Source organism: Arthrobacter psychrochitiniphilus (genome assembly GCF_003185915.1).
In the GTDB taxonomy this organism is placed as follows: Bacteria; Actinomycetota; Actinomycetes; order Actinomycetales; family Micrococcaceae; genus Specibacter; species Specibacter psychrochitiniphilus.
In genome coordinates this window covers 60,759-87,171 of the sequence record NZ_QHLZ01000009.1, presented here as the reverse complement: position 1 = coordinate 87,171, position 26,413 = coordinate 60,759, and the positions used below count along the sequence as shown (strand labels likewise).

General features: G+C 60.0%; 21 protein-coding genes. 17 read left to right on the top strand and 4 right to left on the bottom strand.

Features of this window, described 5'->3' with window-relative positions; translation table 11 throughout:
* Positions 1–9: 9 nt before the first annotated feature.
* A complete protein-coding gene (locus CVS29_RS14070; protein WP_110106963.1) occupies positions 10–2,556 on the bottom strand; it encodes a DEAD/DEAH box helicase in 2,547 nt (848 codons plus the stop codon).
* 44 nt (positions 2,557–2,600) lie between these two features.
* Here CVS29_RS14070 and CVS29_RS14065 point away from each other — a divergent pair, with 44 nt between their 5' ends.
* The 17 genes from CVS29_RS14065 (at position 2,601) to secG (ending at position 23,017) form a co-directional block, all read left to right on the top strand.
* A complete protein-coding gene (locus tag CVS29_RS14065) occupies positions 2,601–3,515 on the top strand; it encodes a methyltransferase domain-containing protein (protein WP_110106962.1) in 915 nt (304 codons plus the stop codon).
* Complete coding sequence (locus tag CVS29_RS14060) at positions 3,512–4,210, top strand: PIG-L deacetylase family protein (protein ID WP_211315145.1); 699 nt, start codon at positions 3,512–3,514, stop codon at positions 4,208–4,210. The genes CVS29_RS14065 and CVS29_RS14060 overlap by 4 nt, the downstream gene beginning before the upstream one ends.
* A gap of 168 nt (positions 4,211–4,378) precedes the next feature.
* Positions 4,379–6,130, top strand: a complete 1,752-nt coding sequence (locus CVS29_RS14055; protein ID WP_110106960.1) for an ABC transporter ATP-binding protein — start codon at positions 4,379–4,381, stop codon at positions 6,128–6,130.
* Positions 6,127–8,064, top strand: a complete 1,938-nt coding sequence (locus CVS29_RS14050) for an ABC transporter ATP-binding protein (protein ID WP_110106959.1) — start codon at positions 6,127–6,129, stop codon at positions 8,062–8,064. Before CVS29_RS14055 ends, CVS29_RS14050 begins: the two co-directional genes overlap by 4 nt.
* A gap of 5 nt (positions 8,065–8,069) precedes the next feature.
* Positions 8,070–8,444 carry a GntR family transcriptional regulator gene (locus CVS29_RS14045; protein ID WP_211315148.1) on the top strand — a complete coding sequence of 125 codons (375 nt, stop codon included), beginning with the start codon at positions 8,070–8,072 and terminating at the stop codon, positions 8,442–8,444.
* 189 nt (positions 8,445–8,633) lie between these two features.
* Positions 8,634–11,567: an excinuclease ABC subunit UvrA gene (gene uvrA / locus CVS29_RS14040; protein WP_110106958.1), complete on the top strand. Its 2,934-nt coding sequence runs from the start codon at positions 8,634–8,636 to the stop codon at positions 11,565–11,567.
* Between the two features lie 80 nt (positions 11,568–11,647).
* Positions 11,648–12,463, top strand: coding sequence for an HAD hydrolase-like protein (locus tag CVS29_RS14035; RefSeq protein ID WP_245932249.1), 816 nt, complete (start codon positions 11,648–11,650; stop codon positions 12,461–12,463).
* Positions 12,450–13,118 carry a lysophospholipid acyltransferase family protein gene (locus CVS29_RS14030; protein ID WP_110106956.1) on the top strand — a complete coding sequence of 223 codons (669 nt, stop codon included), beginning with the start codon at positions 12,450–12,452 and terminating at the stop codon, positions 13,116–13,118. The genes CVS29_RS14035 and CVS29_RS14030 overlap by 14 nt, the downstream gene beginning before the upstream one ends.
* 123 nt (positions 13,119–13,241) lie before the next feature.
* The gene (uvrC, locus tag CVS29_RS14025) at positions 13,242–15,308 is read left to right on the top strand and encodes an excinuclease ABC subunit UvrC (RefSeq protein WP_110106955.1); all 2,067 of its coding nucleotides are present in this window, start codon (positions 13,242–13,244) and stop codon (positions 15,306–15,308) included.
* Between the two features lie 143 nt (positions 15,309–15,451).
* On the top strand, positions 15,452–16,375 hold the full coding sequence (rapZ, locus tag CVS29_RS14020; protein ID WP_110106954.1) for an RNase adapter RapZ: 924 nt from the start codon (positions 15,452–15,454) through the stop codon (positions 16,373–16,375).
* 2 nt (positions 16,376–16,377) lie between these two features.
* Complete coding sequence (locus CVS29_RS14015) at positions 16,378–17,376, top strand: gluconeogenesis factor YvcK family protein (protein WP_110106953.1); 999 nt, start codon at positions 16,378–16,380, stop codon at positions 17,374–17,376.
* 23 nt (positions 17,377–17,399) lie between these two features.
* Positions 17,400–18,380, top strand: a complete 981-nt coding sequence (gene whiA, locus CVS29_RS14010; protein WP_110106952.1) for a DNA-binding protein WhiA — start codon at positions 17,400–17,402, stop codon at positions 18,378–18,380.
* Between the two features lie 108 nt (positions 18,381–18,488).
* Positions 18,489–19,112, top strand: coding sequence for a superoxide dismutase (locus CVS29_RS14005; RefSeq protein WP_110106951.1), 624 nt, complete (start codon positions 18,489–18,491; stop codon positions 19,110–19,112).
* Positions 19,113–19,351: 239 nt separating this feature from the next.
* Complete coding sequence (gene gap, locus CVS29_RS14000; protein WP_110106950.1) at positions 19,352–20,359, top strand: type I glyceraldehyde-3-phosphate dehydrogenase; 1,008 nt, start codon at positions 19,352–19,354, stop codon at positions 20,357–20,359.
* Positions 20,360–20,367: 8 nt separating this feature from the next.
* Complete coding sequence (locus tag CVS29_RS13995) at positions 20,368–21,606, top strand: phosphoglycerate kinase (protein WP_110106949.1); 1,239 nt, start codon at positions 20,368–20,370, stop codon at positions 21,604–21,606.
* 67 nt (positions 21,607–21,673) lie between these two features.
* On the top strand, positions 21,674–22,489 hold the full coding sequence (tpiA, locus tag CVS29_RS13990; RefSeq protein WP_110106948.1) for a triose-phosphate isomerase: 816 nt from the start codon (positions 21,674–21,676) through the stop codon (positions 22,487–22,489).
* 255 nt (positions 22,490–22,744) lie between these two features.
* Positions 22,745–23,017, top strand: a complete 273-nt coding sequence (gene secG / locus CVS29_RS13985) for a preprotein translocase subunit SecG (protein ID WP_218868251.1) — start codon at positions 22,745–22,747, stop codon at positions 23,015–23,017.
* 104 nt (positions 23,018–23,121) lie between these two features.
* Here the strand turns inward: secG and pgl are convergent, their stop codons facing one another.
* The 3 genes from pgl to zwf are packed head-to-tail and all read right to left on the bottom strand — an operon-like array spanning position 23,122 to position 26,404.
* Positions 23,122–23,925, bottom strand: a complete 804-nt coding sequence (gene pgl, locus CVS29_RS13980) for a 6-phosphogluconolactonase (protein ID WP_110106947.1) — start codon at positions 23,923–23,925, stop codon at positions 23,122–23,124.
* The gene (locus CVS29_RS13975; protein WP_110106946.1) at positions 23,922–24,863 is read right to left on the bottom strand and encodes a glucose-6-phosphate dehydrogenase assembly protein OpcA; all 942 of its coding nucleotides are present in this window, start codon (positions 24,861–24,863) and stop codon (positions 23,922–23,924) included. Before CVS29_RS13975 ends, pgl begins: the two co-directional genes overlap by 4 nt.
* Positions 24,860–26,404, bottom strand: coding sequence for a glucose-6-phosphate dehydrogenase (gene zwf / locus CVS29_RS13970; RefSeq protein ID WP_110106945.1), 1,545 nt, complete (start codon positions 26,402–26,404; stop codon positions 24,860–24,862). The genes CVS29_RS13975 and zwf overlap by 4 nt, the downstream gene beginning before the upstream one ends.
* Positions 26,405–26,413 lie beyond the last annotated feature (9 nt).

The following is a 26,413-nucleotide window of genomic DNA, read 5'->3' as shown; positions in this document are numbered from 1 at the left end:
TCGTGCAGCTTACATCCTGCTGAATTCCTGAAAATGTACCACGGCGGCACCTGCCTCATTTGACGCCTCAAGATCCACCGTGGCGTGCATATGCCAATCATGGTTTCCTGCGGGGTCAACAATGGTTTGGCGCACGGACCAGCTCTCAGCTGACGGGGCTATATGCAGCAGCGCCGGGCCACGGGCGGCCGGGCCTGCCTCAATGTATTCATGCTCGTCCCAGTAGTCATCCAGTGCGTCGGCCCAACGGTCGGCGTCCCAGCCGCGATCGGAATCGAGCGCACCCAAAGCCTGAACGTCATCATCCGCAGCAAGCTCTACGCGGCGGAACATCTCGTTGCGGACCATGACCCGGAACGCACGGGCGTTATCGGTCAAACGCGGCGGGGCCGGCGGCAGGGCGGTTTCTTCGAGGAAGGTGGCACTGTCAGTGTCTTGGCCACTTGTCATTTTCTCCCACTCATCGAGCAGGCTGGAGTCCACCTGGCGGACCAGCTCGCCCAGCCACGAGATGATGTCCTCGAGGTCTTCGCGCAGCGCATCTTGGGGGACGGTTTGGCGCAGCGCCTTGTAAGCGTCGGTGAGGTAGCGCAGCACAATGCCCTCGGAACGGGCCAGCGAGTAGTACTGCACGTACTCACCAAAGTTCATGGCCCGCTCATACATGTCACGGATGATCGACTTCGGGCTCAGCTCAAAGTCACCCATCCACGGCGAGGCCTTCCGGTACACGTCAAAGGCACCAAAAAGCAGCTCGGCCAAGGGCATGGGGTAGGTGACCTCGTCGAGGATGGCCATCCGCTCGTCATACTCAATGCCCTGAGCCTTCATGTCAGCGACCTTTTCGGTGCGTTCACGCTTGAGCTGGGCGGAGAGGATTTGGCGTGGTTTCTCCAGCGTCGATTCAATGACGGAGATAACATCCAGCGCGTAGCTAGGCGATTCGGCGTCGAGCAGGTCAAGGGCTGCGAGCGCAAACGGCGACAGCGGCTGGTTCAGCGCAAAGTTCATTTGCAGATGGACGGTGAGGCGGACCGTACGCCCGTCGGATTCCAGCTCATTCTCGGGGATACGCTCCACCACGCCGGCGCCCAGGAGCTCCCGGTACATGCCGATGGCCTTGCGGATCAGGACTCGCTGCTTGGACGGCGACTCATGGTTCTCCGTCAGTAGCGCCTTGGCAGCCTGGAAAGGATCGCCGGGGCGTTCCAGCAGGTTCAGCAACATGGCGTGGGTAACGGTGAAGCTGGAGGTCAGCGGTTCAGGCACGGATTCGGCCAGGCGGGTGAAGGTGGGTTCACCCCAGCTGACAAAGCCTGTCATGGGCTTCTTCTTCACTACCTGGCGTAGCTTCTTTTGGTCGTCGCCAAACTTGGCAACCGCCTTGGCCATGGACTTGGCGTTTTCAATCACGTGCTCGGGGGCTTGGACAATGACGGTCCCGGCGGTGTCATACCCGGCACGTCCGGCACGCCCGGCGATCTGTTGGAACTCTCGGACCTGCAAAATACGGGTCTTGATGCCGTCGTACTTGCTCAGGGCTGTCAGCAGCACGGTACGGATGGGCACGTTGATACCCACACCCAAGGTGTCGGTGCCGCAGATGACTTTCATCAGACCTGCTTGGGCCAGTTGCTCCACTAGGCGGCGGTACTTGGGCAGCATGCCGGCGTGGTGGACGCCAATACCGTGGCGGACCAGGCGGTTGAGGGTTTTGCCGAAGCCGGCAGAGAAGCGGAAGCCGGCTATGAGCTCACCAATCTTGTCCTTTTCCTCCCGCGTGCACACGTTGATGCTCATGAGGGTCTGCGCCCGGTCAATGGCCTCTGCTTGGCTGAAGTGCACCACGTAGACGGGGACTTGCTTGGTGGCGAGCAGTTCCTCCAAGGTCTCGTGGATGCCTGTCTGCACGTAGTAGTAATGCAGGGGGATGGGGCGCTCGCCGGAGGAGACGGTGGTGGTGTCCCGGTTGGTCAGCTCCGTCAGCTCGCGTTCAAAACGGCTCACATCCCCGAGGGTGGCGCTCATGAGCAGGAACTGGGACTGCGGGAGCTCCAGCAGCGGCAGTTGCCAGGCCCAGCCGCGCTGCGGGTCCGAATAGTAGTGGAACTCATCCATGATGACCACGCCAACGTCGGCATCCTCACCCTCGCGCAGGGCGATGTTCGCCAGAATCTCAGCGGTGCAGCAAATGATCGGTGCGTCTTGGTTCACGGAGGAATCGCCGGTGATCATGCCCACGTTCTCGGCACCGAAGATCTCGCACAAGGCAAAGAACTTTTCCGAGACCAGCGCCTTGATGGGTGCCGTGTAGTAGCTGGCAGCGCCGCGGGCCATGGCGTTGAAGTGCGCTGCAATGGCCACCATTGACTTGCCCGAGCCTGTGGGGGTGGACAAAATCACGTTGTTCCCGCTCACCAGCTCCAGCGCTGCTTCCTCCTGTGCCGGGTACAGCTCCAACCCCCGGTCAAGGGTCCACTCCAAAAACGCGTCCAAAATATCGTCGTCGGAGGAGGTCTGCGGATTTAGGGTGGCAAGCTGTTCAAGAAGATTCATGGTCATCCCAGCTTAGGTGCTCGGCGCTATGGGAGGATAACGGCATGGGTGATGGAACATTTCTGTGGGAACCGGACGTGTACGGCCACTTCAGTGATTTTCGCAGCCGGCCCTTCTTTGACCTGACCTTCCGGATCGGGGCAACGGCGCCGCGATCCGTGGTGGATTTGGGCTGCGGGCCAGGAACGCTCAGTGCAACGCTCGCGCAGCGCTGGCCCGGGGCCAGCGTCCTGGGGCTAGACAGCTCCGCGGCCATGATTGCCCAGGCCCGCACGCTTCTGCCTTCTCCTGCTTCTACTCTCACGCCTGATCCGGCGCACGACGGCGGCCCCTCTCTCCCGCCCGCAACTCACCGGCGTCCAGCTCAGCTAGAGCCGGGGCTGGCGTTCGTGCAGGGCGATATCACTGCCTGGCGGCCGGGGTCCGGCGGGTTCGCTGGACCAGCCATAGCCGCCGGGGCTCCACCAGTTGATGTGGTGGTGTCCAATGCCGCCTTGCAATGGGTGCCAGGGCACCGCGACCTCATGGCGCAGTGGGTGGCGGAACTGCGCCCTGGTGCGTGGCTGGCAGTGCAGGTCCCGGGGAACTTTGGCTCGCCGTCGCACGTGTTGCTCCGGGAATTGGCAGGCAGTCCGCGCTGGCGCAAACAGCTGGACGGTGTGTTGGGCCACCATGATGCGGTGGCGGAACCCTCTGAATACCAGGAGCTGTTGCTGAGCAACGGGGCCACAGCAGATGTATGGGAGACAACGTACAACCATCTATTGCCGGGGGAGTCCCCGGTGTTGGGCTGGGTCAGGGGCACCGCCTTGAGGCCAGTGGCGGCAGCTCTGGGTGCGGAAGAAATGATCAAATTCGAACAAATGTTCGAACTTCTTTTGGTGGCGGCCTATCCGCCGGGTGAATGTGGCACAATTTTTCCGTTCCGGCGGATCTTTATGGTGGGAGAGAAACAATGAGTGAAATGCAAGAGTTTCCCCAGGACTGGCAGCGGGCCCTGGTGCTCGTGGCACACCCGGATGATCCCGAATATGGGATGGCGGCGGCGGTGGCGGAATGGATCACCGCCGGAAAACAGGTCAGCTACGTGTTGGCGACTCGTGGGGAAGCCGGCATTGCAGGCATGCACCCGGAAGAGTCGGGGCCGCTGCGTGTCATGGAACAGCAGAACGCCTGTGCCCGGGTAGGTGTGAGCGATTTAGTGTTCCTGGATTATCCTGACGGGCGGATCGAAGAGGGGCTGGGGTTGCGCCGCGACTTGGCCCGGGAGATTCGCCGGGTCCGCCCAGATGTGGTGTTGAGCCTGAATCACCGGGATGAGTGGGGACCGGGGCGGTGGAACTCCGCCGATCACAGGGCAGTGGGCCGGGCTGTCCTGGATGCCGTAGGGGATGCTGACAATGAATGGATCTTCCCCGAACTACTGGCCGAGGGCCTGCCGCGGCACAAAAGCAAGTGGGTGGCCATCATGTCTCCACACCCCACCCATGCCCAGCCGGTGTCAGCTGCCAGCATTGAAAAAGCCTGCGCGTCGCTGGCAGAACACAGCCAATACCTGCGAGCGCTGAGTGAGGAAGCTGTGGATGTTCAGGCCCGCAAGCAGACAGAGATGGTCACTTCTGGTGGAGCCGTGGCGTTTGAGCTGTACGGCTAAGCCAGTGGTGTAGTTCCAGGCCCTGGTTGGCTCTGGAATAGGGGTTGCGATGAGCGGAATCGCCACACCTGCAAGATGCGCGATGCTCTCACAGACAATGACACGGCGAGGGGAGTAAATTATGAGCAGTGTGAACTAACGTGACCGAACGGAACCACAGGAGGATTTGTGCTGTTTCAACTCATAGCCCGCAATCTGGCGCCCCACAAGGGTCCCTTGATAGCCATTGTGGTGCTGCAATTCCTCTCCACTCTCGCTTCGCTGTACCTTCCAACGCTCAATGCGGACATCATTGATGACGGCGTGGTCAAGGGCCAGATTGACGTCATCATGAACCTGGGCCTGTGGATGCTGCTGATTACGGCCGGGCAGGTGGTGTGTGCCATTGCGGCAACGTTCCTGAGCGCCAGGCTCGCCATGGGGGTGGGCCGGCAAATCCGGCGGGATCTGTTCAATAAGGTGGAGTCATTTTCCTCGCAGGAGATGGGCACCATTGGGGCGCCCTCCCTCATTACCCGCACCACCAACGACGTCCAGCAAGTGCAGATGCTGACCCTGATGTCCTTCACCTTGATGGTCACGGCCCCCATCATGTGCATCGGTGGGATTGTTCTTGCCATGGCGCAGGATGTGCCGCTCTCCGGATTGCTGCTGGTGATCTTGCCCGTGCTGATTATTGCAATCTCATTGATTGTCCGGGTGCTGGTCCCCACTTTCCGTAAAGTGCAGCGCCAATTGGATGACATTAACGGTGTGCTGCGGGAGCAAATCACCGGCATTAGTGTCATCCGCGCCTTTGGCCGGCGCGACTACGAGGCCCAACGCTTCGCCACCGCCAATGGCGCCCTGACCACGTCCCAACTGCGGGCCGGACGGCTCATGGCCTTGATGTTCCCCACCATCTTCTTTGTTGTGAACATCACCAGTGTGGGCGTTTTATGGTTTGGTGGACAACGCATTGATGCCGGCCAGATGCAGATTGGGGCGCTCACAGCGTTCTTGAGCTACATCATGCAAATCCTCATGGCTGTCATGATGGCCATGTTCATGTTCATGATGATCCCGCGGGCGGCCGTCAGTGCAGAACGCATCACCGAGGTCCTGACCACCGAGCCCACCGTCATGGATGCGCCCAATGCCATCTCCCTTGACCGGCTCGACGGCGTGTTGCGGGTCCACGATGCTACCTTCAGTTATCCCGGAGCTCAGAGCCCTGTCCTCTCTGGCGTCAGTTTCAACGCAGGGCCAGGAACCACCACGGCCATCATCGGCTCCACTGGTAGCGGAAAGTCCACACTGGTGAACCTCATCCCCAGATTGCTTGATACCACCCAAGGGTCCATAGAACTTGGCGGGTATGACGTCAAGGCACTGAGCCTTGCCACACTACGCAGCTCCATTGGCTTGGTGCCGCAAAGGGCTTATCTTTTCAGCGGCACGGTGGCAAGTAACATTCGCATGGGAAACCCACAGGCAACGGATGAGCAACTGTGGCAGGCGCTGGAAACGGCGCAAGCTGCCGACTTTGTGCGCAATTTGCCAGAAGGGCTCGAAGCCCCCATTGAACAAGGCGGCTCTAACGTCTCCGGTGGACAGCGCCAACGCCTGTGCATTGCACGTGCCATAGCGGCCCAACCCGCCGTCTACTTATTTGACGACAGCTTTTCTGCTCTGGACTATGTCACTGACGCGAAACTGCGTATGGCTCTCAAGCCTGTCACCCGGGATGCCGCCGTCTTAGTGGTTGCCCAACGGGTGGGCACCGTCAAGGACGCGGATAATATCCTGGTGCTCGATGAAGGAAAGCTGGTGGGGCAGGGTACTCACGAAGAACTCCTGCTCTCCTGCCCCACCTACCAAGAGATCGTCACCTCCCAGATCAACGCTGAGGACGCACAAGAACAGGAGACCCCGGCATGAGCATGATGCGAGGCGGCCGCGGTGGCGGCCCTCCACAAAAAGCACTGTCCTTCGGGCCCAGCCTGAAAAGAATTCTGGGCCTCATGGCACCAGATAAGATGCGCATCGCCTTTGTCTTGCTGTTGGCCGCCATCTCCGTCGCCCTCTCAGTGGTGGCGCCGAAGATCCTCGGCAACGCAACAGACATCATCTTTGACGGCGTTGTGGGCAAGATGCTCCAACAATTTCCGGCCGGCACCACCAAGGCCCAAGCTGTGGAGCAACTACGGGCCAGCGGACAAGGGCAACTAGCTGACATGCTCAGCGCCATGAACGTTGTCCCTGGACAAGGCATGGACCTAGCCGCACTCGGCGCCATCCTCATGGTTGTCCTCTCCCTCTACGTAACCGCGTTCTTCTTCAACTGGTCCCAGGGCTACATGACCACGGGCATTGTCCAACGTGCCATGTACCGTCTCCGCCGAGACATCGAGGACAAGCTGGACCGCCTCCCCATGTCACACTTCCAACAAGAATCCCGAGGAGACGTGCTTTCCCGCGTCACTAATGACATTGACAACTTCGCCCAAACCCTCAACCAGACACTGACCCAGATCCTCATAGCCGTCCTGACGGTCTTTGGGGTACTGGGCATGATGTTCTCCATCTCCCCGATCCTGGCCGGCATCTCCTTACTGACGGTGCCCATCATCGCCATCCTGACCGTCTTGATCGCCAAGCGCTCGCAGGTACAGTTCGCCGCACAGTGGAAAAGTACGGGCGATTTGAACGGCCACGTTGAGGAGATGTTTACCGGCCACGAGATTGTCAAGGCCTTCGGCCAGCAGGAAGCGGCGATTGAAAAGTTCCGGGTTACTAATGACTACCTCTACGAGTCCAGCGCCAAGGCGCAGTTCATTTCCGGGATCATCATGCCCAGCACCAACTTTGTGGCCAACCTGAACTATGTGGTGGTGGCCGTGCTTGGCGGTATTCAGGTTGCTCAGGGAACGCTGACCATTGGCAGTGTTCAGGCATTCATCCAGTACTCACGCCAGTTCAGTCAGCCCATGGCCCAACTTGCCAGCATGATCAACCTCCTACAATCCGGGGTGGCCTCTGCCGAACGCGTCTTTGAGCTGCTGGATGCGAAGGAGCAACGCCCGGACCACAGCCCGGCGGCCAAGCTCGGCAACGCAGCCGGCCGCGTCGTCTTCGAGCATGTCAACTTCGCCTACAACCCGCAGGAGCCCTTGATTAAGGATCTTTCCCTGGTGGCTGAGCCGGGCGAGACAGTGGCAATAGTGGGTCCCACAGGTGCTGGAAAAACCACGCTGGTGAACCTGCTCATGCGTTTCTATGAAATTGATTCCGGCACTATCACCGTGGACGGGGTCAACACCGCCCACTTAACGCGCGATGACCTGCGCAGCCAATTCGGCATGGTCTTGCAAGACGCGTGGCTGTTTGGCGGAACCATCAGGGACAACCTGGCCTACGGCAAGCTCGACGCCACTGACGCAGAGATCCAGGAAGCTGCCGAGGCCACCCATGTTGACCATTTTGTGCGATCTTTGCCCGATGGCTATGACACGGTGTTGACCGACGACGGCGGCGGGCTCAGTCAGGGTCAACGCCAGCTCATGACCATAGCCCGTGCCTGGATCGCCAATCCGGGAATTTTGATTCTGGACGAGGCCACGAGCTCGGTTGATACCCGCACCGAGGTCATGATCCGCCAAGCCATGAACAGGCTTCGCGCCAACCGGACGAGTTTTGTCATTGCCCACCGGCTCTCCACGATTCGCGACGCGGATCTGATCTTGGTCATGAACCACGGAGAAATCATTGAACAAGGCAGCCATGAACAGCTTTTGGCGGGCCAAGGATTCTACTACGATCTATACATGAGCCAATTTGGTGAACCGTTGGTCGAAGAGGTGAGTCAGACGTGAATTCCATGGATATTTTGATGCACCGGTGGCGCCTGGATACGGAATCGACGGTGCCGCCCTTTGAACAGGTTCGGCTCCGGATTCTGGACCTGGCGTCCTCGGGTGACCTCGCGGTCGGGACCAAGCTCCCCTCGGTGCGGGCACTGGCAACAGATCTGGGTGTAGCAGCGAACACCGTGGCCCGTGCTTACCGCGAACTTGAGCAGGCCGGCATTGTTCTCACAGCTGGACGCAGTGGCACAGCCATCGCCTCCGGCGGGGACAAGATTGCCGCCCAGGTGGCGGAAGCCGCGGAGGCCTTCGCCGCCGTCGTGCGTGAGCTGGGTGTCTCTCACGCCAAGGCGCTGCGTATTCTCACGGCTGCCCTGGAGCGCAGCTAGCCCACCAAAACTCTAGAAGCGGGCGGAAACCGGGCCGGACCCGGGCGCGCGTTCGAACGAACTTTCGATTATACTAATGAGTGAAAGCAACGTGCGCCGGACTCGCGGCCCTGTTGTGAGCGCACTGCGGACGGCCAAGCGTGAGAGGCGGCCGCTGACGGTGTGGCAGCCAGTGATGTGAAGGAAACAATGGCCCAGTCTGTAACCCCAGAAACCCCAGTAACCCCTGTAAGTACTGAAGCCCCTGGCGGCCCAGCTAAGGTAGCTGCGCCCAAGCGGCCGGATCTCTCGCGCCTGATCGTGAAAGGCGCCAGGGAGAACAACCTGCGCAACATTGACGTGGATCTGCCCCGCGACGCCATGATCGTCTTCACGGGCCTTTCCGGTTCGGGTAAATCCTCACTGGCTTTCGACACCATTTTTGCTGAAGGTCAGCGCCGCTACGTTGAGTCACTTTCAGCCTATGCCCGGCAGTTCCTGGGGCAGGTGGACAAGCCCGATGTTGACTTCATTGAAGGCCTTTCCCCGGCCGTGTCCATTGACCAAAAGTCCACCTCGAAAAACCCGCGGTCCACCGTGGGCACCATTACCGAGATCTATGACTACATGCGTCTGCTCTGGGCGCGTGTGGGTACCCCGCACTGCCCCGTCTGTGGGGAACCCATTGCGAAGCAGACACCGCAGCAGATTGTTGACCAACTCCTTGAGATGGCAGAAGGCACCCGCTTTCAGGTTCTGGCCCCCGTGGTGCGGGACCGCAAGGGCGAGTTCGTGGAGTTGTTCCGGGAGCTCACCGCCAAGGGATACTCCCGGGCCAAGGTGGACGGTGAGCAAATTCAGCTCAGCGAGCCGCCCAAACTGAAGAAGACCTTCAAACACACCATTGAGGTGGTAGTGGACCGTCTGGTGGTTAAGGATGGCATCCAGCAGCGCCTCACGGACTCTGTGGAAACTGCGCTGGGGCTAGCTGACGGCCGGGTCTTGGTGGAACTTGTGGATCTAGAGGAAGGCGACGCCGGACGGATCCGTTCCTTCTCAGAGAACCTGGCCTGCCCCAACGAACACCCGCTGGCCATCGACGAGATTGAACCACGATCCTTCTCCTTCAACAACCCCTTTGGTGCCTGCAGCGCGTGTAGCGGTATTGGTACCAAGCTGGAGGTGGACGAGGAACTGGTGGTTCCCAACCCGTTCCTGTCCTTGCGCGAAGGCGCCATTGCGCCGTGGTCGCTGGGTACTGCCACCACCGAATACTGGAACAGACTCCTTGAAGGTCTGGCCACGGAGCTGGATTTCAAGATGGAGACCCCGTGGAACAAGCTCGATACCGCCTCACGCACAGCCATCCTGTACGGCAAGGACCACAAGGTGGTGGTTCAGTACAAGAACCGCTTTGGCCGCGAACGCAAATACAGCACCGGCTTTGAAGGTGCCGTCCAGTATATTCAGCGCAAACACATGGAGACCGAATCGGATTCGGCCCGTGACCGCTACGAAGAGTACATGCGCCAAATCCCGTGCCCTGCCTGCGGTGGTGCGCGCCTTAACCCGGCTTCCCTCTCTGTGCTGATCAACGAGAAGAACATTGCCGAAGTCTGCGCCCTGTCCATGCGCGACTGCTTTGACTTCCTCTCCAACCTGGTCTTGACTGGTCGCGAAGCGCGGATCGCCAGCCAGGTGCTGAAGGAAATCCAGGCCCGGCTGAAGTTCCTGCTGGATGTGGGTTTGGAATACCTGAACCTGGAACGCGCCTCAGCCACCCTCTCCGGCGGCGAAGCCCAGCGCATCCGCCTAGCCACCCAGATCGGCTCCGGACTGGTGGGTGTGCTCTACGTTTTGGATGAGCCCTCCATTGGACTGCACCAGCGCGATAACCGCCGCCTCATTGAAACGCTCACCAGGTTGCGCGACCTCGGAAATACGCTCATTGTTGTGGAACACGATGAGGACACCATCAAGGAAGCCGACTGGATCGTGGACATTGGCCCCGGCGCCGGTGAGCACGGTGGCGAAGTGGTGCATTCAGGGTCCCTGCCCGATCTTCTCGCGAACACCCGCTCCCTGACCGGTGACTACCTGTCTGGGCGCAAGTCCATTGCCTTGCCCGCCAAGCGGCGCAAGTATGACAAATCACGGGAACTTGCCGTGGTGGGTGCACGGGAGAACAACCTGCTCAACATTGATGTGAAGTTCCCGCTGGGTGTGCTGACGGCTGTCACCGGTGTCAGTGGCTCCGGCAAGTCAACGCTGGTCAACGAGATCCTGTACAAGGTGCTGGCCACCAAGCTCAACGGCGCCAAGCAGGTTGCCGGGCGGCACCTGCGCATCGATGGCCTGGAACACCTCGATAAGGTGGTCCATGTTGACCAGAGCCCCATCGGGCGCACGCCGCGCTCCAACCCTGCCACTTACACAGGCGTATTTGATAACATCCGCAAGCTTTTCGCTGAGACCAACGAATCCAAGATGCGCGGCTACCAGCCCGGCCGGTTCTCCTTCAACGTCAAAGGCGGGCGCTGCGAGGCCTGCACGGGTGACGGCACGTTGAAGATCGAAATGAACTTCCTGCCGGATGTGTACGTTCCTTGCGAAGTGTGCCACGGCGCCCGCTACAACCGCGAAACTCTCGAGGTGCACTACAAGGGCAAGTCCATTGCCGATGTGCTGAACATGCCCATCGAGGAGGGTGCAGAGTTCTTTGCCGCATTCACGCCCATCGCCCGGCACCTGCGTACCCTGGTCGACGTCGGCCTGGGTTATGTGCGGCTGGGGCAGGCCTCCACTACGCTTTCCGGCGGTGAAGCGCAGCGAGTGAAGCTGGCGGCAGAGTTGCAGAAGCGCTCCAACGGGCGCAGTATTTATGTGCTGGACGAGCCCACCACTGGCCTGCACTTTGAGGACATCCGCAAACTCTTGCTCGTGCTGCAGGGGCTGGTGGACAAGGGCAACACCGTCATTGTCATTGAACACAACTTGGATGTTATTAAAAGCGCTGACTGGATTGTGGATCTGGGCCCCGACGGCGGCACCGGTGGCGGCAAGGTGGTGGCCACGGGCAGCCCTGAAAAGGTTGCCAAGAGTGAGACCAGTTACACGGCAACCTTCCTGCGCGAAGTTCTCTAAGGCGGGCGCCCGCACCTGAAGATATGCCCGCAGGTGCATGGATGCGGCCCTGCGGGGTGGGGTCGTGAGAAACTATGGACGTGAGTACAGTAACCCCTGCCATAAATATGGTCATCCAACGTCAACGCCTGCCCTCGGTGGTCCTCTTTGACCTTGACGGAACCCTTGTGGACCCCGCAGGAGGCATCACCGGCGGTTTGGAATATGCTCTGGCAGCAAAGGGGTTGCCGGTTCCTGGCCCCGACGTGCTCAAGTCGATGATCGGGCCCAAACTTGCTGACGGGCTCATCAATTTTCTGGGTGTTCCTCACGAGCACGTTGACGAGGTCATTGCCGTCTACCGCGGTTGGTACATGGAACACGGTATGGCCATGTCCGTGGTGTATGCGGGCATCGAGAACCTTCTGGCGCAACTAAAAGACGCTGGCGTCTACCTCGCCGTAGCCACGCAAAAACCCGAGCCGCTGGCCAAGGAACTGCTGGCCCTCCACGGACTCGACACATATTTTCACATCATCCGCGGGTCCCATAGTGACGAAAACCTGAGGCCGGGAGACCCCGACTACCGGGCGGGCAAGGCAGAAATCATTGCCGCAGCGCTGGCGGACAGCGCCGCTTTTGCTGCGCTGGATGCCATCCCCGGCACAGACTTGAATACCGGCACTGACTTGAATACCAGCGCTGTTGTGGACGCCATCATGGTGGGGGACAGGCACCAGGACGTGCACGGTGCCAGCAGCAACGGCATTAACTGCATTGGCGTCGCCTGGGGGTTTGCCGCCGAAGGCGAGCTGGAAGCGGCAGGAGTTGCCGCCGTCGTACATTCCGCAGAGGAACTAGCCGCCCAACTGTCCGGCACAAATGCAGCCAAGGAGGCCGGCCATGGCGCTGTATGACGCAACCCGTCTTCTGACGCGCGGCACCATCGCCACCCTGTGCCGCCCCACGGTTGAAGGCCTGGACAATGTGCCCAAGGACGGGCCTTTCATTGTGGCACCCAACCACCTCTCCTTCTTCGACTCGGTCATTGTGCAGGCACTGACCCCGCGTCCCGTATCTTTCTTCGCCAAGGCTGAATATTTCACGGGCAAGGGCGTCAAGGGCAAACTCATGAAGTCCTTCTTCGAGTCAGTGAATTCCATCCCTGTGGAACGCGGGGAACAAGCTGCGAGCGTGCAGGCGCTCAAAACACTTCTGGAAATCCTGGGTCGCAATGAAGGCGTGGGCATCTACCCCGAGGGCACCCGCTCACGTGACGGCATTTTGTACCGCGGCCGAACCGGTGTGGGCTGGCTGGCTCTCACCACAGGTGCCCCCGTGGTGCCCGTAGGGATTATCGGCACCGAAAAACTGCAACCCGCCGGCAGCAAAGGCTTCCGGCCCGCACGGTTCACGCTGCGGTTCGGCAAACCGCTGTACTTTGAGAAGACCGGGCCGGACCATTCCCTTCCGGCGCGCCGCCTGGTAACCGACACCATCATGGACGCCATTGCTGAACTGACTAGCCAAGAACGCAGCCCCAAGTACAACCAGAGCCCCAGCATCGAATAGTCCCCAGACGCTCCCACCGCTCGCGCGCTCGTGGTGGGGCCCTCGCGTCTGTGGGCCCACCCAGCCTGCTCCCACCGCTCGCACGTATCTCGCACAGTACTCGCGTGCGCCTAGGATGGACTTGTGGCAAATCCAGCAACTTACCGGCCCGCACCCGGAGAAATCCCCACGGATCCAGGTGTTTACCGCTTCCGTGACGAACACGGGCGCATCATCTATGTAGGCAAGGCGAAAAACCTCCGCTCCCGCCTGAACTCCTACTTCGCCAATCCGGCCACCCTGCTGCCCAAAACCCACGCCATGGTCCACCACGCAGCGAGCGTGCAATGGACCATTGTGGGCAGCGAGTTGGAAGCCTTGCAGCTTGAATACACGTGGATCAAGGAATTCGCCCCCCGCTACAATCTGGCGTTCCGGGACGATAAAACCTATCCCTACCTAGCCGTCTCTATGAGTGAAAAGTTCCCGCGTGTGCAGGTGATGCGTGGGGAACGGCGCAAAGGAACCCGCTACTTCGGGCCCTACACGGCGGGTGCCATCCGCGAAACCATGGATACCTTGTTGCGCGTCTTCCCTGTACGCAGCTGCAGTGTTGGGGTGCTGCGCCGTGCCGAGCGCAGTGGCCGTCCTTGCCTGCTCGGCTACATCGACAAGTGCGCCGCCCCCTGCGTTGGCCGCATCAGCGTTGAAGAGCATAAGGATCTGGCACAAGACTTCTGTGACTTCATGGGCGGAGAAGCCAAACGCTTCATCAGCACGTTGGAGAAGAAGATGGCTGCCGCCGTGGCCGAGCTCGACTATGAACAAGCCGCCCGGTTGCGCGATGACATCATCGCCCTGAAAAAGGTCTTTGAACGCAACGCTGTGGTGCTGACCGAGGACACCAACGCGGATATTTTCGCCGTCGAACAAGATGAGCTGGAAGCCGCGGTCCAAGTCTTCTATGTCCGTGGTGGACGCATCCGCGGACAGCGGGGCTGGGTGGTTGAAAAAGTTGAGGACGCCACTGATGCCCAGCTTTGGGAACATCTCATGCAGCAAGTTTACGGCGGTGAAGATGCCGAACAAGGTGCCATCCCGCGCCAGATCCTGGTGCCTGAGCTGCCCACAAACCATGAGGAGTTGGCCCAGTGGCTCGCAGGGCTGCGCCAAGGCAAGGTCTCCATCAAAGTGCCCCAACGCGGCGAAAAGGCTGCCCTAATGGATACCGTGCAGGCGAATGCGCGCCAGGCCATGATCTTGCACAAGTCCCGCCGCGCCGGCGACCTGACCACCCGGTCACTCGCGCTGCAAGAGCTGCAGGAAGCCCTTGAACTGCCTATGCCGTTGCTACGGATCGAGTGCTATGACATCTCACACGTCCAAGGCACCAATGTTGTGGCCTCCATGGTGGTGGTCGAAGATGGTCTGGCCAAGAAGAGCGAATACCGCAAATTCGCCATCAACGGTGACGCCGCGATCGACGACACCGCCTCAATGTATGACGTCATCACGCGGCGTTTCCGCAACTATCTGGCGGAAAAGGAACTACGCGCCCAAGCCGTGGGGACTAGCGGTGAAATTGCGGCCGGTCTAGAGCGCCATGATGGTGGCGCGGGGGCTTTAGTTCACGCTGGTGGGCTTGCTCTGGATGTTGTTGCTGACCCAGGCGGTGAGATAGACGAGATGGCCGCCCAGACGCCTAAATCCAAGTTCGCCTACCCGCCCAACCTGGTGGTTGTTGACGGCGGTGTGCCCCAAGTCAATGCGGCCTCGCGCGCCCTAGCAGACCTGGGCATCACGGATGTTGCAGTGGTTGGCCTGGCCAAGCGGCTGGAAGAGGTATGGGTTCCCGAGAGTGATTTCCCGGTCATTCTCCCGCGCTCCTCGGAAGGCCTGTACCTGCTGCAACGCATCCGCGACGAGGCCCACCGATTCGCCATCACCTTCCACCGCGCCAAACGCGGCAAAGCCATGACAGCATCAATCCTGGACACCGTGCCGGGACTGGGTGCAGCCAAGCAGAAAACCCTTCTGGCACACTTTGGCTCTCTGAAGAAGGTGCGGGCTGCCTCGTTAGAGGAACTGGGGCAGGCCAAGGGGATTGGACCCGTGCTCGCTCAGGCCATTCACAACACCGTGGCCGCGCAAGAAAAAGAGCAACCACAGGCACCGGCCGTCAACATGACCACGGGCGAAATTCTCGATTAGCCCACATTTCACTTCGTTCAATGCGGGCCCCACGGCCAGTAGCGCCAACTGTCCTCCCACATTTCACTTCGTTCAATGCGGGCCCCGCGGCCAGTAGGCTGGGATGATACTAGGTGCACGCCAACAACCGACAGGGAAGAGCAATGACCCAACAGCAAGAACCCACTGCCGCCAACGACAGCGAGCTCACCCCCATCAAGCCTGTGGAATCCGAGCTTCTCGTGGTCACCGGCATGTCCGGTGCCGGACGCAGCACAGCAGCCAACGCGCTGGAAGATCAAGGCTGGTTTGTCATTGAAAACCTCCCACCGCAGATGCTCGCTGCCCTGGCAGAGCTTGTCTCACGCATGCCTGCTGCACTTCCCAAGCTCGCCGTGGTGGTTGATGTTCGCGGCAAGGCGCTCTTTGCCGACATCCGGGATTCCCTGAACGCGCTCTCCGCGGCAGGGATCAGCTACCGGGTCCTATTCCTAGACGCCAGTGACGACACGCTGGTGCGCCGATTCGAACAAGGCCGGCGCCCGCACCCGCTCCAAAAGGACGGGCGCATCACCGACGGCATTGCGGCCGAACGGTTGCTCTTGGCCGAAATGAAGGACCAGGCAGAAATGATCCTGGACACCTCCGTCATGAATGTGCACCAGCTGGGCACTGCCGTCACGGAGCTGTTCTCGGAATCAGGTCCCGTGGTTCTGAGCCTGACCATCATGAGCTTCGGCTTCAAGTATGGCCTCCCTGTGGACGCCAACTACGTGGCCGATGTCCGGTTCATTCCCAACCCGCACTGGATACCGCAGCTGCGGCCACTGACCGGGCAGGATGAAGCCGTCAGCAACTTTGTGCTCAACGACAACGGTGCCGAAGACTTCGTGGAGCGGTTTGTGCACATGCTCGAGCCCGTCTTTGATGGCTACCGCCGTGAGAACAAGCACTACGCCACCATTGCTGTGGGCTGTACCGGCGGCAAGCACCGCTCAGTGGCAGTTGCAATTGAGCTCGCCAAACGTCTGAGCCAGCTCCCACGCGTCACCACCAGCATCCGCCACCGTGATCTGGGCAGGGAGTAAGCGTGTACACGGGCATTTTGCCGATCATCCCTTCCGCGAATAAGCTCCCTGCCTCAGATTCAGAGGTCAAAGTTGCTGCGCTGGGTGGCGGGCACGGCTTGGCAGCATCGCTCTCCGCCTTGCGCCTGGTCACGAGTCAAGTCACCGCTGTGGTCACTGTTGCTGACGACGGCGGATCCTCCGGCCGTCTGCGCGAAGAATTGGGTGTCTTGCCGCCAGGGGATCTGCGCATGGCACTGTCCGCCCTGTGCGATGACACGGACTGGGGGAGGACCTGGCGTGATGTCATGCAACATCGCTTTACCTCCCGTGAAGGCGTCAGCGGATCCCTCGATAACCATGCGTTGGGGAACCTGCTCATTGTCACACTCTGGGAATTACTCGGAGACCCCGTAGCAGGGCTGCGCTGGGCCGGGGCGCTGCTAGGGGCCCGGGGTGAAGTGCTGCCCATGGCCAGTGTTCCCCTCACGATTGAAGGCGAGGTGCGCGGCAATGGTGTCCCTGGTGCTCTAATAAGCGGCCAGTCACTGCTCGCCAAAGCCGGTGAAGTGGAAAATGTGCGTCTCGTACCGGAGAACGCCCCAGCCTGCCGTGAGGCTGTCAGCGCAATTCACAACGCAGACTGGGTGATTCTGGGGCCTGGATCCTGGTACACCTCTGTGCTGCCACACCTGCTCCTCCCGGAGATGCGTCAGGCCCTGTGCACCACTCAAGCCAAGCGGCTTATCACCATGAACCTGGACGTCAACGATCAGGAGGCAACCGGCATGAATGCGGCTGATCACCTGCACGTCATTTCCCGGTATGCTCCGGAATTTCGTGTTGACGTGGTGCTGGCTGATCCAGGCTCTATTGGGGACGCCGAAGAGTTCAAGCAAGCAGCCGCAATGATTGGCGCACGGGTGGTGTTCGGTAAGGTGGGAAGTTCAGCGGGCGATGCGGTCCATGACCCGTTGCGGCTTGCAGCGGCCTACCGGGATATCTTTGGTGGTCAGAAATGAACGTGAACAGTGGAGGATGAATCATGGCGCTAACCGCTGCGGTAAAAGAGGAATTGTCCCGGCTTGACGTAAAAAAGTCATCGGTGCGCAAGGCGGAAGTCTCTGCGCTGCTACGCTTCGCCGGCGGCCTGCACATCATCGCCGGCAAGATTGTGATCGAAGCTGAGGTGGACACGGCAGCAACTGCCAGGCGGCTACGCGTTGCCATTGCAGAAATGTATGGTCACCAAAGTGAGATCGTGGTGATCTCAGGAGGTGGCTTGCGCCGCGGAAGCCGCTACGTGGTGCGGGTGGTGCGCGACGGTGAAGCTCTGGCCCGGCAAAGTGGTCTCCTCGACGGAAGGGGACGCCCCGTCCGCGGGCTGCCATCTGCCGTGGTCAATGGCTCCACAGCAGATGCTGAGGCTGTTTGGCGGGGAGCGTTCCTGGCCCATGGCTCTCTGACGGAACCGGGGCGCTCCTCGTCCCTGGAGGTCACTTGCCCCGGACCGGAAGCCGCCCTTGCCCTGGTGGGCGCCGCCCGCCGCCTGGACATTGCCGCGAAGGCCCGCGATGTACGGGGAATTGACCGGGTTGTCATTCGGGACGGCGACACCATCGCTGCACTATTGGTGCGCATGGGCGCCCATGACACTTTTTTGGTCTGGGAAGAACGGCGCATGCGTAAGGAAGTGCGTGCCACAGCAAACCGTTTGGCCAACTTTGACGACGCCAATCTGCGCCGTTCAGCACAGGCCGCTGTTGCAGCCGGTGCCAGGGTGGAACGGGCCTTGGAAATTTTGGGGGAGGACGTCCCTGATCACCTCAAATATGCCGGGGAACTGCGCGTGGCCCACAAACAAGCCAGCCTCGATGAGCTAGGGCGCTTGGCTGATCCGCCGCTGACCAAGGACGCCATTGCGGGACGAATCCGGCGGCTGTTGGCCATGGCCGATAAAAAAGCCAAAGATTTAGGAGTTCCCGGCACTGAGTCCAATGTCACTTTCGACATGCTCGACGGGTGAACGTCCTAGTATGAAAGAGTAGAGGTGAAGTTCGGTCCAGTATGGGCCGCTTTACCGTGCCGGTGCTTTCAGCTGGCAAAAAATATGAAGAATCGCAATGGAGGAACAGTGACTAAGTACACACTTCCGGAACTCAGCTATGACTACGCTGCTCTGGAGCCGAATATTTCCGCCCGCATCATGGAACTGCACCACAGCAAGCACCACGCGGCTTACGTCGCGGGCGCCAACCAGGCACTGGAGCAGCTGGCAGAGGCACGCGAAAGCAACAACTTCGCCAACATCAACAGGTTCTCCAAGGACCTGGCCTTCCACCTCGGTGGTCACACCAACCACTCCATCTTCTGGAACAACCTCTCACCCGAGGGCGGGGACAAGCCCGAAGGCGAGTTGGCCGCAGCGATCGACGACGCCTTTGGCTCCTTCGACGCGTTCCGCGCACACTTCACCGCAGCAGCCATGGGCATCCAGGGCTCCGGCTGGGCGCTGCTGTCCTTTGAAGGCCTCGGTGGAAACATGATCATCGAGCAGCTCTTCGACCAGCAGGGCAACATCCCCGTAGCCACCACGCCGTTGCTGATGCTGGACATGTGGGAGCACGCCTTCTACCTGGACTATGTCAACGTCAAGGCTGACTATGTCAAGGCATTCTGGAACATTGTGAACTGGGCGGATGTGGCCAAGCGCTTTGATGCTGCACGCAAGAACGCAACAGGGCTGATCCTGCCGTAGGCAGTACAAAAACCGTCATGTGTGGCCTGCCCGCAGGGCCCCAAAATGACCAATATATGGACGCCCGCTCCGTAAGATTAACGGAGCGGGTCCCATAGAACGTAATATGTATCACGGTGCACGCTTCACTAGCTGCCCAGTATAAGAATCTCTGCCCAACGTCGTGCGGGAAATAGTGGTTGAAGCTGAACTTCAACCTGTCTACGTGTGCTCAATGGAGCACCAAGGAGAGAGAACAAGTGACTACTCGTATTGGTATCAACGGGTTCGGCCGTATTGGCCGTAACTACTTCCGCGCCGCATTGGCACAGGGTGCAGACATTGAAATTGTTGCAGTAAATGACTTGACCAGCCCCGAAGCCTTGGCTCATCTGCTCAAGTACGACTCCGTAAACGGCCGCCTGTCCGTTTCCGTTGAGGTTGTTGACGGCCACCTCGTTGTTGATGGCAAGACCATCACCGTTTTGGCTGAGCGCGATCCCGCCAACCTTCCTTGGGGCGAGCTTGGCGTTGACATCGTCATCGAATCCACCGGTTTCTTCACCAAGGCCGCTGCCGCACAGAAGCACATTGATGCTGGCGCCAAGAAGGTCCTCATCTCCGCTCCGGCAACCGATGAAGACATCACGATCGTTTTGGGCGTCAACGACGATCTGTACGATCCGGCAACACACCACATCATCTCCAACGCATCCTGCACCACCAACTGCCTGGGCCCGCTGGCCAAGGTCTTGAACGACAACTTTGGCCTGGAGCGCGGTCTCATGACCACCATCCACGCTTACACTGCCGATCAGAACCTGCAGGACGGCCCGCACAGCGATCTCCGCCGTGCCCGAGGTGCTGCCATCAACATGATCCCGACCTCCACCGGTGCCGCCAAGGCTATTGGCCTGGTTCTGCCCGAACTCAAGGGCAAGCTCGATGGCTACGCTATCCGCGTACCCGTCCCCACAGGCTCAGCAACTGACCTGACCGCAACTGTGAGCCGCGAGGTCACCGTTGAAGAAGTCAACGCCGCCTACAAGGCTGCTGCTGCTGAGGGTAAGCTTGCCGGCTACCTGACCTACACCGAAGACCCCATCGTGTCCTCTGACATTGTTGGCGACCCGTCCTCCTCGATCTTCGACTCGGGCTTGACCAAGGTCATCGGCAACCAGGTCAAGGTTGTTTCCTGGTACGACAACGAGTGGGGCTACTCCAACCGCCTGGTCGACTTGACCGAGCTCGTCGCCTCCAAGCTCTAAGGATACGAATGACACTCCACACCCTCAGCGAACTCGTCGATGAAGGTGTCCGCGGGCGGTACGTACTGGTCAGAAGTGACCTGAACGTGCCGCTCGACGGCTCTAACGTCACAGATGACGGACGCATCAAAGCCTCCCTGCCCGTTATTAACGCCCTTGCTGCGGCCGGTGCACGCGTCCTGGTTTGTGCCCATCTGGGCCGGCCCAAGGGCGCCCCGGAAGCCAAGTACTCACTGGCGCCGGCAGTGGCTCGTCTGAGCGAACTGGCTCCCGGACTCAATGCCACGCTCGCTGCCGACACCACCGGCCCCGCCGCCACGGCAGCTGCTGCCGCATTGGCTGACGGTTCGGTACTGGTACTGGAGAATGTGCGCTTTGATGCGCGCGAGACGTCCAAGAACGACGGTGAACGGGCGGCTTTCGCTGCCGAGCTCGCCGCGCTGACGGGGACTAATGGCGCCTATGTAGACGACGCTTTCGGTGCTGTGCACCGCAAGCATGCAAGTGTTTACGACATCGCCAAGGTTCTCCCGTCCTACCAGGGCGATCTGGTGCGTACGGAATTGGAGGTTCTGCGCAAGCTGACCACCGAATCCGAGCGCCCCTACGTGGTTGTCCTGGGCGGATCCAAGGTCTCCGATAAGTTGGCAGTCATTGACAACCTGATTGGCAAGGCTGACTCCATCCTGGTGGGTGGCGGCATGCTGTTCACCTTCCTTGCCGCCCAAGGGCACAAGGTTGGCGCCTCGTTGCTAGAACTTGATCAGATCCCTGTGGTTCAGGACTACCTGGCCCGTGCACAAGCCGCGGGAACGTCCTTTGTTTTGCCCACCGATGTTGTGGTGGCTGCCGGGTTCTCCGCAGATGCCGCCCATGAGGTGGTTGCTGCCCACGCCATCGAAGCCAGCAGCTTTGGTGCAGGCGGGCTTGGCCTGGATATTGGTCCGGAATCCGGGGCAGCCTTTGCCGCCGCTATTTCCGGTGCCAAGACAGTCTTCTGGAACGGCCCCATGGGTGTCTTTGAATTCCCTGCGTTTGCCGCAGGAACCAAAGCAGTAGCCGCAGCCTTGGCCAGCAATACCGGCAATGGCGGCTTCAACGTTGTTGGTGGCGGTGATTCAGCTGCAGCCGTGCGTTCATTGGGCTTTGCTGATGACGCGTTTGGCCACATCTCCACCGGTGGCGGCGCAAGCTTGGAGTTCCTTGAAGGCAAGGAACTCCCCGGTTTGGTTGCACTGGACCGCTAGGCCCACCCGGGTGGTGGCGGGGACTCCCCGCCGCCACCCTTTTGTAACGCAAGAAACGAGAGAAGCGATGACTACTTCAACAAACGGCAATTTTGACCGGACGCCGCTGATTGCAGGCAACTGGAAGATGAACATGGACCATGTCCAGGGCATCACCCTCCTGCAAAAACTGGCTTGGACCCTCTCCGACGCCCGCCATGATTTTGACCGGGTGGAAGTTGCCGTCTTCCCTCCCTTCACCGACCTGCGCGGCGTGCAAACCCTAGTTCAGGGAGACAAGCTCAAGCTGGTCTACGGCGGACAGGATCTCTCCGATAAAGATTCAGGCGCCTACACCGGTGACATTTCTGGTGCTTTCCTGAACAAGCTCGGTTGCGCCTATGTGCTGGTTGGCCACAGCGAACGCCGCGAAATTCATGGCGAGAGCGATGCCTTGCTCAACGCGAAGGTTCAGGCAGCGTTTCGCAATAACGTGACACCCGTGCTGTGCGCCGGCGAAGGTCTGGAAATCCGCAAGGCAGGCACTCATGTAGCCCACACACTCGAGCAGATCCGCGGCGGTGTTGCAGGTTTGAGTGCAGAACAGGCCGCACAGCTTGTGATTGCGTACGAGCCCGTCTGGGCCATTGGCACCGGAGAGGTTGCAGGACCGGAGGACGCACAGGAAATGTGTGCTGCTATCCGTGCCGAACTGGCAGAGTTGTTCGGTACCGAAACAGCTGCCAAGACGCGCCTGCTCTATGGCGGTTCGGTCAAGGCCAACAACGTGGGAGCCATCATGGCCGAGCGCGATGTTGACGGTGTCCTGGTGGGCGGTGCCAGCCTCGATGCCGGCGAGTTTGCCAACATTGCCCGCTTTGAAAACCATCTCGTAACCAAATAGTCCCCACGACCTCCCTCCCGCTCGCAAGCTCGCGGCGGGACCCTCGGTCGCGTGGGCCCATCACGACCCTGGTCCGCTCGCAAGCTCGCGGCGGGACCCTCGGTCGCGTGGGCCCATCAAACCAGTGTCATATGTCGTGTCCATTCGCGTTGAGTGGGTGTACACGGCTAGACTTGGTTGCGGACACAGCCACCGCTGCACGTTGTTGCACGGTTTGGGCTGGTACCGCACACATACTTGAGTTTCACCATCATCATGTTCGAAAGGCCACTCGTGGAAGCACTACAAATCGCCCTGCAGATCCTTTTGGGTGTCACCAGCTTGCTGTTGACCCTGCTGATCTTGCTGCACAAGGGCCGTGGCGGCGGTCTCTCTGACATGTTTGGCGGCGGCATGAGTTCCAACTTGGGCTCATCCGGTGTGGCCGAGCGCAACCTGAACCGCTTCACGGTGGTCCTGGGAATTGTTTGGGGCGTGGTCATCATTGGCCTGGGCCTGATCATGTCCTACGGGAACATCGGCGCCTAATCGATCAGCATCAAAGGCAGAAGGTCCCCACCGGCATCACGCTGGTGGGGACCTTCTCTTTTGTTTCCGCTCTGCTCTTCTCTCCCGTGTGGAGCGATGCAGGGCTAGTTTTCGCGGCGCATGAGGGCGCTGGGAACCTTCGCCGCAGCTGCCTCATCTAGCAACCACAAAGTTTTTACCAAGCCCCGAGCACCGGATGCTGGTACCTGAACTTCGTTGGCACCAGCTAGGCCCAATCCCACCGCTGCTGCCTTGTCCGCCCCGGCAGCAACAATCCAGATTTCCTGGGCAGAGTTGATGGTTTCCAGTGTCAATGACACGCGCGACGCCGGTGGCTTGGGTGAGTTGGTTACCCCCACCACAGAGACCCCCTTGGTGCGGATTCCAGCCATATCCGGGAAGAGCGAGGCAATGTGCGCATCCGGTCCCAGACCCAGCAACAAAACATCAAAGCGGGGGACTACGGGCTCCTGCTCTGGTGCGTCGTCGTCCTTTAGCCATTCTGTCTTGGCAGCTGCCGCCAGCTCCGCCGCATACTTCTGAACAGCTTCATCAAGACTGGCCACGGTGTCCGAGGCAGCCATGATGTGAACACGTGCCGGATCAACTGGAATCTGATCCAGCAGAGCCTGAGCCGCTTGGCCGCAGTTGCGGTCTGGTGAATTGGTCTCAACAAAACGTTCGTCACCGAACCAGATATTGACCTTGCCCCAATCCACTGCCAACCGTGCCGGTGACTTGGCCACTTCGCGCAACGTGGCTATGCCAACAGATCCGCCGGTAAGAACCACGGTGGCTTCACCACGATCACCTTGCACATCCAACAACCGTGTGATCAGCCGGGCGGCCGTGGTGGCTGCCAGAACATCAAATGACGGGTGGGGTGTCACGCGCACATTGGAACTCATGCCTGCATTACCTCTTCTTCTGACAATAGCTTTGTCAAGCCGTCGGTGACCACTTCACCAAATACTTCATCGGGATCCAGCCGGCGCAACTCTTCTGCCAGGCAATCCTGCAAGGAACGCCGGGGCAACGCGATGTGCTGGACGGGCTGGCCAGGCTGAGTGAGCACAGCATCGGTGGTGGCGGGGCGGGTCAGCTCCACTGTCCCCTTCAGACGCTCCAAGACGACTGTACGAATACCTGTTCCGCGAGTATCGTCCTTAACGGTGATGGGCACTTCCAATGCCATGTGTAGCCAGGCCGCCAGCAGTAGAGTACTGGGGGAATCAATGGCACCCTCAACATGGATACGGGTAATGGGGTCCGAGGCATCAAAGCCATCCAATGCTGCGGCCAACTGAATGCGCCAATTGGTCAGGCGCGTCCATGCGAGATCGGTGTCACCTGCCGCATAGGTTTGGGCAATATTGCTCAGGGCCGCCCGGGGGTCCGCAGCATTGGCGGAATCAGTGATCCTCCGGTGCGCAATACGTCCCACGGGGGATTCGCTGGTTTTTGCCGGTGCCTGGTTGGGCCACCACGCCACAATGGGAGCGTCAGGGAGCAGCAGGCCGGAGACGAGGGATTCGTTCTCGGCAGCCAACTCGCCATGCCCGTGCAGCACAATGACCTCGGAAGCGCCGGCGTCTCCACCCACCCGGATTTCAGCATCCAACCGTGTGGCATCCGCTGCTGATCCGGCAGCGAGTACAATGATCCGGCACGGGTGTTCACGGCTGGCGAGGTTGGCTGCTGCAATAGCATCCTCTTCGTTTCCCAGCTCGGTGATGACCACAAGGGTCAACACCCGTCCAAGGGCCACAACGCCACCTTGCTCACGCAGTTTGACGATCATCTTGGTGATCTTGGAGGTAGTTGTGTCAGGCAGGTCAACTATCACGGCCTACGCCACGTCCTTCCATCTTGTTTCAACAATTCATCGGCAGAGGCAGGGCCCCAACTGCCCGGTTCGTACGGCTCCGGCTGGGTGCCTTCGGCGGCCCAGAACTCCTCGAAGGGATCCAGGATCTTCCACGAGAGCTCAACTTCCTCATGGCGCGGGAACAAGGGAGGTTCACCGAGCAGCACGTCAAGGATGAGCCGTTCATAAGCTTCAGGGCTGGATTCGGTGAATGCGTGTCCGTAACCAAAGTCCATGGTTACATCGCGAACCTCCATTTGAGTGCCGGGCACCTTGGAACCGAAGCGAATCGTCACACCCTCATCCGGCTGGACACGGATCACCACAGCATTCTGGCCGAAGTCATCCTCCGCATGATCAGTGAACAAAAGGTTGGGTGCGCGCTTGAAGACCACAGCGATTTCCGTCACACGGCGGCCCAGCCGCTTACCTGCACGCAAGTAGAACGGCACACCTGACCAGCGCCTGGTGTTGATGTCGAGGCGGAGTGCGGCGAAGGTCTCGGTCATGGAGTCTGCCGGGATGCCCTCTTCTTCCAGGTAGCCCAAAACATGCTCACCACCTTGCCAGCCGCCGGAGAACTGGCCGCGGGCAGAATGCTTGGACAGGTCCTTGGGCAACTTGACGGCTGCCAGGACTTTTTCCTTCTCGGCCCGCAGATGATCCGCATCAAAGGAGATGGGCTCTTCCATGGCCGTTAACGCCAGCAACTGAAGCAGGTGGTTCTGGATGACATCGCGGGCAGCACCCACGCCGTCGTAATAGCCTGCACGGCCTCCCGTGCCAATGTCCTCCGCCATGGTGATCTGGACGTGATCCACATAATTTGCGTTCCACAAGGGCTCAAAGAACTGGTTGGCGAAGCGTAGCGCCAAGATATTCTGTACCGTTTCCTTGCCCAAATAGTGGTCAATTCGGAAGACGGAGTCAGCGGGAAATACCGATTCTACAATGTTGTTCAGGTCCCGCGCTGAGGATAAGTTGTGCCCAAACGGCTTTTCAATGACTACCCGGCGCCACGAGCTATCTGCGCTCTGTGCCAGCCCGTGTTCTGAGAGGCGGCGGCAGACAAGCTCAAAAGCCTTCGGCGGGATTGAGAGGTAAAAGGCATGGTTACCGCGCGTGCCACGTGTCCGGTCCAGTTCGGCCAAGGTGTCCTTGAGCCGTTCAAAGGCATCATGGTCATCGAATTCGCCCTGCACGAATCGGATACCTTCGCTCAGCTGGTTCCACACCGCTTCATCAAAGGGCGTACGGCAATGTGCTTCCACTGAGGCCTTGACCTCAGCGGCGAAATCTTCGTCATCCCAGCGGCGGCGGGCAAAGCCCACCAAAGCAAAACTGGGCGGCAACAGGCCGCGGTTGGCGAGGTCATACACGGCTGGCATGAGTTTCTTGCGCGACAAGTCCCCGGTCACTCCAAAGAGCACCAGAGACGATGGGCCCGCAACCCGGGACAGCCGGCGATCGCGGCTGTCCCGGAGCGGGTTTTCATTGTGGTTTGAGGCAGAGGTGGACATCTGTTGGAG